At 64.8% G+C, this 8,476-nt stretch carries 8 protein-coding genes; 1 reads left to right on the plus strand and 7 read right to left on the minus strand.

Features of this window, described 5'->3' with window-relative positions:
* Nucleotides 1-76: 76 nt before the first annotated feature.
* Complete coding sequence (locus tag FJ417_RS31490) at nucleotides 77-922, minus strand: MurR/RpiR family transcriptional regulator (protein ID WP_181175512.1); 846 nt, start codon at nucleotides 920-922, stop codon at nucleotides 77-79.
* A 248-nt stretch (nucleotides 923-1,170) separates the two neighbouring features.
* On the opposite strand from FJ417_RS31490, the gene FJ417_RS31495 reads away from it, so the two are divergent.
* On the plus strand, nucleotides 1,171-2,280 hold the full coding sequence (locus tag FJ417_RS31495) for a Gfo/Idh/MocA family oxidoreductase (RefSeq protein ID WP_140786141.1): 1,110 nt from the start codon (nucleotides 1,171-1,173) through the stop codon (nucleotides 2,278-2,280).
* 23 nt (nucleotides 2,281-2,303) lie between these two features.
* Here FJ417_RS31495 and iolG read toward each other — a convergent pair whose 3' ends face one another.
* The 6 genes from iolG to iolE all read right to left on the minus strand — a co-directional run bounded on the left by iolG (nucleotide 2,304) and on the right by iolE (nucleotide 8,290).
* Nucleotides 2,304-3,296: an inositol 2-dehydrogenase gene (gene iolG, locus FJ417_RS31500; protein WP_140786142.1), complete on the minus strand. Its 993-nt coding sequence runs from the start codon at nucleotides 3,294-3,296 to the stop codon at nucleotides 2,304-2,306.
* Between the two features lie 21 nt (nucleotides 3,297-3,317).
* The gene (locus FJ417_RS31505; protein WP_140708407.1) at nucleotides 3,318-4,136 is read right to left on the minus strand and encodes an ATP-binding cassette domain-containing protein; all 819 of its coding nucleotides are present in this window, start codon (nucleotides 4,134-4,136) and stop codon (nucleotides 3,318-3,320) included.
* 3 nt (nucleotides 4,137-4,139) lie between these two features.
* A complete protein-coding gene (locus FJ417_RS31510) occupies nucleotides 4,140-5,249 on the minus strand; it encodes an ABC transporter permease (protein ID WP_246687613.1) in 1,110 nt (369 codons plus the stop codon).
* Between the two features lie 195 nt (nucleotides 5,250-5,444).
* Nucleotides 5,445-6,425 carry a sugar ABC transporter substrate-binding protein gene (locus tag FJ417_RS31515; RefSeq protein ID WP_140786144.1) on the minus strand — a complete coding sequence of 327 codons (981 nt, stop codon included), beginning with the start codon at nucleotides 6,423-6,425 and terminating at the stop codon, nucleotides 5,445-5,447.
* Nucleotides 6,426-6,528: 103 nt separating this feature from the next.
* Nucleotides 6,529-7,371 carry a polysaccharide deacetylase family protein gene (locus FJ417_RS31520; RefSeq protein WP_140786145.1) on the minus strand — a complete coding sequence of 281 codons (843 nt, stop codon included), beginning with the start codon at nucleotides 7,369-7,371 and terminating at the stop codon, nucleotides 6,529-6,531.
* Nucleotides 7,361-8,290 (minus strand): myo-inosose-2 dehydratase, encoded by a 930-nt coding sequence (gene iolE / locus FJ417_RS31525; RefSeq protein WP_140786146.1) that lies wholly within the window; start codon nucleotides 8,288-8,290, stop codon nucleotides 7,361-7,363. The genes FJ417_RS31520 and iolE overlap by 11 nt, the downstream gene beginning before the upstream one ends.
* Between the last annotated feature and the right edge of the window lie 186 nt (nucleotides 8,291-8,476).

Consider the following 8,476-nt stretch of genomic DNA (forward strand, 5'->3'; position numbering starts at 1 on the left):
ATATGAAATATTAATTCCAATCTACAGTCAATATGGAATGAGCGTTCCCATGCCGAAAAGCGCTCCTCGGCGAGGCTCAGCCCTTGCGCCGGCGCCCGGCTTCGCGGCGCTTCTCGCCGACGGCGACGGTCAGCGCCATGGCCAGCGCCATCGTCGCCGAGATCGAGCGGAAACCGCCGAAATCGGCCTCGGCGACCTCGAACCAGACCTTTGCGAATTGCGCCAGCGGCGAGAAGGACGAGTCGGTGATCGCCACGATCGGTACGCCCTGTTCCGCGATCGAGCGCGTCTCGTCGATGGTCGCCGGCGCATAGGGCGAGAAGCTGATGGCGATGACTGCGTCGCGCGGCGTGGCGAAGCCGATCATCTCGGCATTCAGGCCGGCGGCCGATTCCACCAGCTGGTTGCGGATCTTGAGCTTGCCCAGCGCATAGGCGATGTAGGACGCCACCGGATAGGATCGGCGTTTGGCCAGCACATAGATCGTCTCGGCCTTCGCCAGAAGCGCCACCGCCTCTTCGAAATGCCCGTCGTTCAGCGCGCGAGAAATATCGCCCAGCGAGGTGCTGGCGGCGGCGACGAAGCCGTCGAAGATCGCCCGATGCCCGCCGCCGTCCTCGGCCTTGGCGCGCAGCGCCGCCAGCCGCTCGTCATAGGAGGAGTTGCGTTCGCGCAGCCGCTCCCGGAAAACCTGCTGCAGGCTGGTGAATCCGTCGAAGCCGAGCTGCTGGGCAAAACGGATCAGCGTCGAGGGCTGAACGCCGGCCGAGGCGGCGATGCTTGCCGCCGTGCCGAAAGCGATGTCGTCGGGGTTGTCGAGCGCATAGGCGGCGATCTGCGCAATGCGCTTGGGCAGGCTCGCGCGCCTGTCCAGGATCGTCGCGCGCAGCGTTTCGAAATCGCGAGGCACCCGTTCGTCCATCGTCGCTCCGCCCACGCCCATAAGGTTTGCCCCTCTCCTGCCTCATCATAACGAGTTCGCGCAAGAACACCATAAAAAATGATTTGGATGTTCCATTCTTTACCAAAATGGACTAATTCATCCACATCAGTATTTCCCCGGAGCGATTCCGCTTTCACGCAACCGCTCCATCTGTTTGTTGACGCAATTCCGGACGGAAAACCGCTCGGCACTTTTCCTGGAATTGCTCTGGCGCGGAGACAATCGACATGGTCGGAGTGGGCCTCATCGGCACGGGCTTCATGGGCAAGTGCCACGCCATCGCCTGGAATGCGGTGGGCACGGTCTTTCCCGATGTCGAGAAGCCGAAACTGGTGCATCTGGGCGAGGTGAATGACGAGCTTGCCCGGCGCAAGGCCGGCGAATTCGGCTTCGCAAAAGGCTCCGGCGACTGGCGCGCCGTGGTCGAGGATCCGGACGTCGAAATCGTCTCGCTGACCACGCCCAACCAGTTCCACCCCGAAATGGCGATCGCCATCCTCGAAGCCGGCAAACATCTGTGGTGCGAGAAGCCGATGGCGCCGAGTTTCGCCGAGGCCGAGACCATGGCCGCCGCGGCCAAGCAATCCGGCAGGGTCGCCGTGCTCGGCTACAACTACATCCAGAACCCCGCCATCCGCCACATCGGCGCGCTGCTGGCGGAAAAGATCATCGGCGACGTCAACCTCGTGCGCATCGAGATGGACGAGGATTTCATGGCCGACCCGGAAGCACTGTTCTTCTGGAAGCACGAGGCTTCGTCCGGTTATGGCGCGCTCGACGATTTCGCCGTCCATCCGCTGTCGCTGATCAAGCTGCTGTTCGGCCGTGTTTCCCGCGTCATGTGCGACATGGTCAAACCCTATGCCGACCGCAAGACCGCTTCCGGCGCCCGCCGCGCGGTCGAGACCTACGACATCGCCAGCGTCTTGATGCATCTGGAAAACGGCGTTGCCGGCACGCTCATGGTCAATCGCTCGGCCTGGGGCCGCAAGGGCCGCATCGCCATCCAGATCTTCGGCTCGAAGGGCTCGATCCTCTACGACCAGGAGCGGATGAACGAATTCCAGCTCTACCTCACCGCCGACCGGCCGACCGAACAGGGCTACCGCACCGTCCTGGTCGCGCCGCACCACAAGCCCTACGATTCCTTCCTGCCGGCGCCCGGCCACGGCCTCGGCTTCAACGACCTCAAGATGATCGAATGCCGCGAGCTCTTGATGCGCATCGCCGGCAGGCCGGCCCGCATCATCGACTTCGACGAGGGGCTGGAGATCGAGCGCACCGTGCATGCCATGGCGCGTTCGTTCCAGGAGCAGCGCTGGGTCGATGTGAGATAGGGCAGCGGGCAAGGCGTCACGCCTTAGAATCGGACCGGCTCGAAGCGGCCGGACTTGGCCGAGGCAAGTGCTGCCTCGCACAGGATCATCGCCTTGCGCCCGTCCGCCGCGCCGACCGCCGGCTTCCGCCCTGCGGCGACCGACTGGATGAAATGGTCGATCTCCGCCTCGTAGGATTGGGCATAGCGCTCGACGAAGAAATAAAGCGGCCGGTCTGCGGCGATCCCGTTCTCGCCGCTGAGACTGACAGAGGTCGGCGTGCGGTTGCCGGCCTGCAGCATGCCCTTCGAGCCATGCACCTCGATGCGCTGGTCGTAGCCATAGACGGCGCGCACGCTGTTGTTGATGTGGCACTGCCGGCCCGACGCGGTACGCAGGATGAACATCGCCGTGTCGTAATCGCCGAGCGTGGCATAGTAGGGCTCGACCAGCGAGGAGCCGGTCGCGAAGAGCTCCACCGGCTCTTCGCCGAGCAGGAAACGCGCCATGTCGAAATCATGGATGGTCATCTCGCGGAACACGCCGCCGCCGCCGGCCAGCGCCTCCTCGGTCTCCGGCTCCGGGTCGCGGCTGGTTATGATCACCTGCTCGACGGCGCCGATCTCGCCGGCCTCGATCCTTCGCTTCACAGCAGCGAAGGACGGATCGAAGCGCCGGTTGAAGCCGATCTGCAGCGGCACCCCGGCCTTCTCGACGGCTGCCAGGCATTCGTCCGTGCGCGCGATGTCGAGGTCGATCGGCTTCTCGCAGAAGATCGCCTTGCCTTTGCCGGCGGCCTCGACGATCAGGTCGGCATGGGTGCGGGTGGCGGAAGCGATCACCACCGCCTTGATCGACGGGTCGTTCATCACCGTCGCGGTGTCGGCGATCTCGGCGCCTGTTCCGGTGGCGATGCGCTCGGCCGCGTCGCGGCGCGGGTCGACGATAGTGCGCAGGCGCACCCCCGGATGCCGGGCAAGGTTTTTCGCATGCACCGAGCCGATCAGCCCGGCGCCGAACAATGCGGCGTCGATCATTTTTCTACCTTCTGTAATGCCTCAGTGAGTAGCCGCTTCCGCGCCGGATCCCGGCTTGCTGAAGCGCTCCAGTTCCTGCTGCAATTCGCGGATCTCGCGGCCGCCGGCCATCATGTCGAGCACCTCCTTCTCGGTGATGTCGCCCTTGCGGAACGTGCCGAGCGAACGGCCGCGGTTGAGCATGGTGAAGACATCGCCGATCGGATAGGCGTGGTGGATGTTGTGGGTGATGAAGATGACGGCGAGCCCACGCTGGCGCGCCTGCGCCACATAGCGCAGCACGATCGAGGCCTGGTGCACGCCGAGCGCCGAGGTCGGCTCGTCGAGGATCAGCACCCGCGCCCCGTGATAGACGGCGCGCGCGATCGCCACGCATTGCCGCTCGCCGCCGGAAAGCGTGCCCACCGCCTGCTGCGGATCGCGCACATTGATGCCGATCTTGCCGAGCTCGTCATAGACGATCGCATCGGCCGCCTTCATGTCGATACGCCTGGCGGGCCCCCAGCCCTTCACCGGCTCGCGTCCGAGGAAGAAGTTGCGGGTGATGCTCATCAGCGGGATCATCGACAGGTCCTGGAAGACGGTGGCGATGCCGGCGTCCAGCGCCTGCCTGGGGGAACTGAACGTTACCGGCTTGCCGTCGACATACATCTGGCCTTCGCTCGGCGTGTGCACGCCCGACAGCGTCTTGATCAGCGTCGACTTGCCGGCGCCGTTGTCGCCGAGCAGGCAGTGGACCTCGCCCGCATGCGCGGCGAAAGACATGTCGCGCAGCGCCGTCACCGAGCCGAAGCGGCGGGTGACGTTGCGCAGTTCGATGAGCGGAACGGGCTCGGCCATCTGTCAGCGCGCCTCCGTCGCCTTGCGGCGCACGTAATTGTTGACCAGCACGGCGATCAGCAGCATCGAGCCGAGGAAGACCTGGAACCAGTCGGTGTCGATGCCGGTGTAGAAGATGCCCATCTCCACCGTGCCGAAGATCAGCGCGCCGAACATGGCGCCGATCGCCGAGCCGTAGCCGCCGGTGAGCAGGCAGCCTCCGATCACCGCCGCGATGATCGCCTGGAACTCCTTCTGCGTGCCGCGCAGCGTGTCGGCGGAGCCGGCTTCCAGCACCTGGATGACGGCGAACAGCGTCGCCGACAGCGCCGTGCCGATGAACAGCAGGATCTTCACCCGGTCGACCGGCACGCCGACATTGCGTGCCGCGCGGTCGTCGCCGCCGACGGCGAACACCCAATTGCCGAAGCGCGTCTTGACCAGCAGCCATGTGGCGAAGGCCGTCACCGACACCCACCACAGGATCGACATCGACAGGCCCTGCACCATCGCCGAGCCGTCGGGCCGGGCGTCGATCACGCCATGCGAGGCGAGCCAGGCGAAGACCGGCGCGCCGAACTTGCCGCCGAACAGCCAGACCACGAAGCTGCCTTCCTGGCCGTCGATGATATAGGGGATCTGCGTGCGCCCGGTGACGGTGCGCGTGATGGCCAGCGTCAGCCCGCGCAGGATGAACAGGCCTGCCAGCGTTACGATGAAGGAGGGCAGCCTTGTGCGCACCACAAGGATGCCGTTCAAAGCGCCGACGATGATGGCGATGACGAAGGCGATCGCCACCGCCGCGGGGATCGGCAGCCCGAACTGGGTGACGCAAAGCCCGATTGTGACGCTGGCAAAGCCGATCATCGAACCCAGCGACAGGTCGAACTCGCCGCCGATCATCAGAAGCGCTACCGCCGCGGCAAGGATGCCGAGCTGCGCCGACACCTGCAGGAAATTGGCGATGCCGGCCATCGAGAACAGGCCGCTATTGCCGGCTGTGATGCCGAAAGCGAGGAAGACGATGACCGTGCCGGTGATGGCGCCGAGCTCCGGCCGCCGCATCAGGCGCACCAGGCGTCGCGAAACGGGCTTCGGCTCGGGTGGATGGGCCGGGTTCAGTGCATCGGTCAAGATCGTCATCCCAATAAACGTCCAGGGCACCCCAGGAAAAATCCGAAGCGGCAGGTTCGGCGGCTTCGCCTTGGCTTCCGTCCGGATTCCGTGTCCAACAAGTGCCCGCCGGCCAGAGCATGATGCCGAAAAGTGTGAAGCGGTTTTCGGACGACATCACGCTCTATCTTAGAGCGCCGGCGGGCCATTATAGCATCAGCGGATGCCGGCCTTGCTGAGATCGCGTACGGCCGCGGCATCATCCTTCATGATGAACGACGGACCGGTGCGCACGGCGGATGTCGGGAAGGTCTTGTACATCGCCTTGTTGGTCAGGAAGACGACGGGATAATAGCCCATCATATATTGCTGGTTGTCGATGCCGAACATCATCGTGCCCTTGGCGACCGCATCGAGGATCTCGGGCGACAGGTCGAAGGTGCCGATCTTGTAGTTGCCGATCGTGCCGGCATCCGAAAACATCTTGAGCAGCGGCGCCGCGACGGTCGGGCCGAGCGTCAGCACGCCGGTGACGTCCGCATGCGCGGTGAGGTAGCCTTCGACACGGCGCGTCACGTCCGTCGGGTCCATGGTGGCCGCGACCACGTCGGAGGAGCCGCCGCTCTTCTTCAGCCCGTCATTATAGCCTTCGCAGCGCTTGTCGAGGCTGACATTGCCGACTTCGTGATTGATGCAGATGCCCTTCTTGACGCCGGCCTTGGCCATGATCTCGCCGGCCTTGACGCCATTGTCGTATTCCGAGCCGCCGCCGACGAAGAGGTCGAGGCCCCAGGGCTCCACCGCTTCCTCACCGCTGTCGATGACCACCACCGGGATGCCGGCGGCCTTGGCCGCTTCCACCGGCGCCTTCAGCGCGTCCATGTCGGGAATCGAGACGACCAGCCCGTCCGGCTTGGACGCCGTCGCCGCCTCGATCATGCGCGCCATGCGCACCACGTCGAAGGTTTCCGGCGCCTGGTATTCGACCTTGACGCCGAGCTGCTGGGCGGCGGCCTGCATGCCGTTCTTCACCACGCTCCAATAGACGTCGTTGGCCTGGCCGTGGGTGACGAAGACGATGCGCACATCGCTTTCCTTCTTCACCTGGGCTGGCGCAGGCAGAATGCCGACGCCGGCCAAAGCAAGCGAGAGCGCCGCGGCGCCGAGCACATTCCGGATCGAGAATAAGGCACTCATAGTGGTTCTCCTCAGTTGTTGTTGTGTTCCCAAGTATTGGCCTCGACCCCCTCCCTGGTCAGGCCATTTCGTCATGATTGCAGGTCTCTCCTTGCGGGCATGATCATGCCCGGAAATCCCGGAGCGAGCCGCGGCGGATGGACAATCCTTCCACGAAGGCCATGAAGTCCGGGTCTGGAAGCAGGTCGAATTCATCGATGCGGATCTGCGCCGAATTCGGCTCGATCTCCTCGATCTCGCCGGGCGCATTGGCATGCAGGCAAAGGAAATTGAGCCCTTCGCCAATCTGGTTGAACAGCGCCTCATAGCGCGCGCGGGCCGGCTGGTTGCGATGCCAGGGCGTTTCCAGCACGGCGCTCGCCAGCGTCTGGCCGGCTTGCTCCAGCCGTTTCCCCGGCGCGGCATAGACGACGTCGTCCAGCTTGCCGAGATTATGGATCGGTCCGTAGACCGCAATGCTTTTCGGAAACAAAGTCGGCAGGCCGTAGTCGATGCCGACCGCCGCATAGCGGTCGACGAATTCCGGCGAGAACACCGCGCCCATATGGCCGTCGATATGGGTGAGCGAGAGCCCGGCGGCCAATGCCGCGTCGATCTGCGCCCGCAACTCGGCCTCGACCGCGTCCGGCTCGCCCCTGGCGCGCAATTCCGGCACGGAGCGGAACAGATAGCCATCGCTATCGACGATGCCGGAAACCTGGCTCGCTTTGGTCAGCGGCCGCCAGCGGTAATATTTCTTCTCGGAGGTCAACGTGATGTGGACGCCGAGATTGAGCGAAGCGTCTTTCGCGCCTTCCTCGGCGATCTCGAGGAACCAGGGGCAGGGCACCATCACCGAGCCGCTGTCGACCGCGCCGGCGCGCTTCAGTTTCAGATAGGCGACATTGGCGCCGTGGCACATGCCGACATCGTCGATGTTGATGACGACCTTGCGTTCAGCCGGCATGGCGGACCTCCTGTGCGCGCTCGTGCACGTAGAAGCCCGCGCCTTGCGCCAGCCTCTTCAGGTTGCGGTAGCCCATCGTGGCATAGGTCAAGGGGTGCGCCTTGGCCGGATCCTGCTCGGCTTCGACCACCAGCCAGCCGGAATAGCCCTGGTCGGCGAGGATCTTCAGCAGCGACGGATAGTCGATCGCGCCGTCGCCCGGCACGGTGAAGATGCCTTCCATCACCGCGCCCATGAAGCTCATGTCGGCGTCGCGCGCCTTCTTCAGCGCCGCCGGGCGCACATCCTTGCAATGCACATGCACGACGCGCTCGACATGCCGGCGCAGCAATTGCTCCGGGTCGCCGCCCGAAAAGGCGCAGTGCCCGGTATCGTAAAGCAGGCCGACCGCCTCGCCGGTGCTGTGCATCAGCCTGTCGATCTCCGCGTCGGTCTCGACGATGGTGCCCATGTGGTGGTGGAAGGCCATGCCGACGCCGAAATCGGAAAAACGCTCGGCGAGCCGGGTGATCTTGGCGCCATAGGCCTTCCATTCGCCGTCCATCAGCTTCGGCCGCTGCGAGATCGGGTCGTGGATCGCGCCATGCCGGCCGCGCGAGGTGTCGGCATAGACGACGCGCCGGGCGCCGAGGTCTCGAAGCAGCGTCAGATGCGGCCGGATCGCCTCGAATTCCTCGTCCACATCCTTCTCGCAGATGCGCCCGTCATACCAGCCGGAGACCAGCGCCAGCCCGTAATGGTCGAGGATGGGCCTGAGCGTCCGGCTGTCGCGCGGGAACTTGCCGCCGAGCTCGGTGCCGGCATAGCCGGCTTCCGCGGTTTCGCTCAGGCAGGTCTCGAGCGGCGTGTCGCCGCCCAGTTCCGGCACGTCGTCATTGGTCCAGGTGATCGGGTTTATGCCAAGTCGAACTGTCGTCATTGCTCGCTTTCCGCCCGGCAGCCGGGGACGGCTGCGGGCTGTCTGATCTCGGGAGGAGATGGCTGCGATTGCTGGCGACGGGGCGCGAACCCCTGCCGTTCGTTCGGCAGGACGCCCTCCCAGCACCCCGCCCAACTTGTCTGGTCTTCGACGTCTTACCCCAACGTCAGTGCGGGAAGTCTATCC

Source organism: Mesorhizobium sp. B3-1-7 (assembly GCF_006439385.1).
Taxonomy (GTDB): domain Bacteria; phylum Pseudomonadota; class Alphaproteobacteria; order Rhizobiales; family Rhizobiaceae; genus Mesorhizobium.

Bases quoted from the DNA above. Each gene is read 5' to 3' on its own strand.
- FJ417_RS31515 (WP_140786144.1), bottom strand. From the start codon at position 6,425: ATGAGTGCCTTATTCTCGATCCGGAATGTGCTCGGCGCCGCGGCGCTC.
- FJ417_RS31495 (WP_140786141.1), top strand. From the start codon at position 1,171: ATGGTCGGAGTGGGCCTCATCGGCACGGGCTTCATGGGCAAGTGCCAC.
- iolE (WP_140786146.1), bottom strand. From the start codon at position 8,290: ATGACGACAGTTCGACTTGGCATAAACCCGATCACCTGGACCAATGAC.
- FJ417_RS31520 (WP_140786145.1), bottom strand. From the start codon at position 7,371: ATGCCGGCTGAACGCAAGGTCGTCATCAACATCGACGATGTCGGCATG.
- iolG (WP_140786142.1), bottom strand. From the start codon at position 3,296: ATGATCGACGCCGCATTGTTCGGCGCCGGGCTGATCGGCTCGGTGCAT.
- FJ417_RS31505 (WP_140708407.1), bottom strand. From the start codon at position 4,136: ATGGCCGAGCCCGTTCCGCTCATCGAACTGCGCAACGTCACCCGCCGC.
- FJ417_RS31490 (WP_181175512.1), bottom strand. From the start codon at position 922: ATGGACGAACGGGTGCCTCGCGATTTCGAAACGCTGCGCGCGACGATC.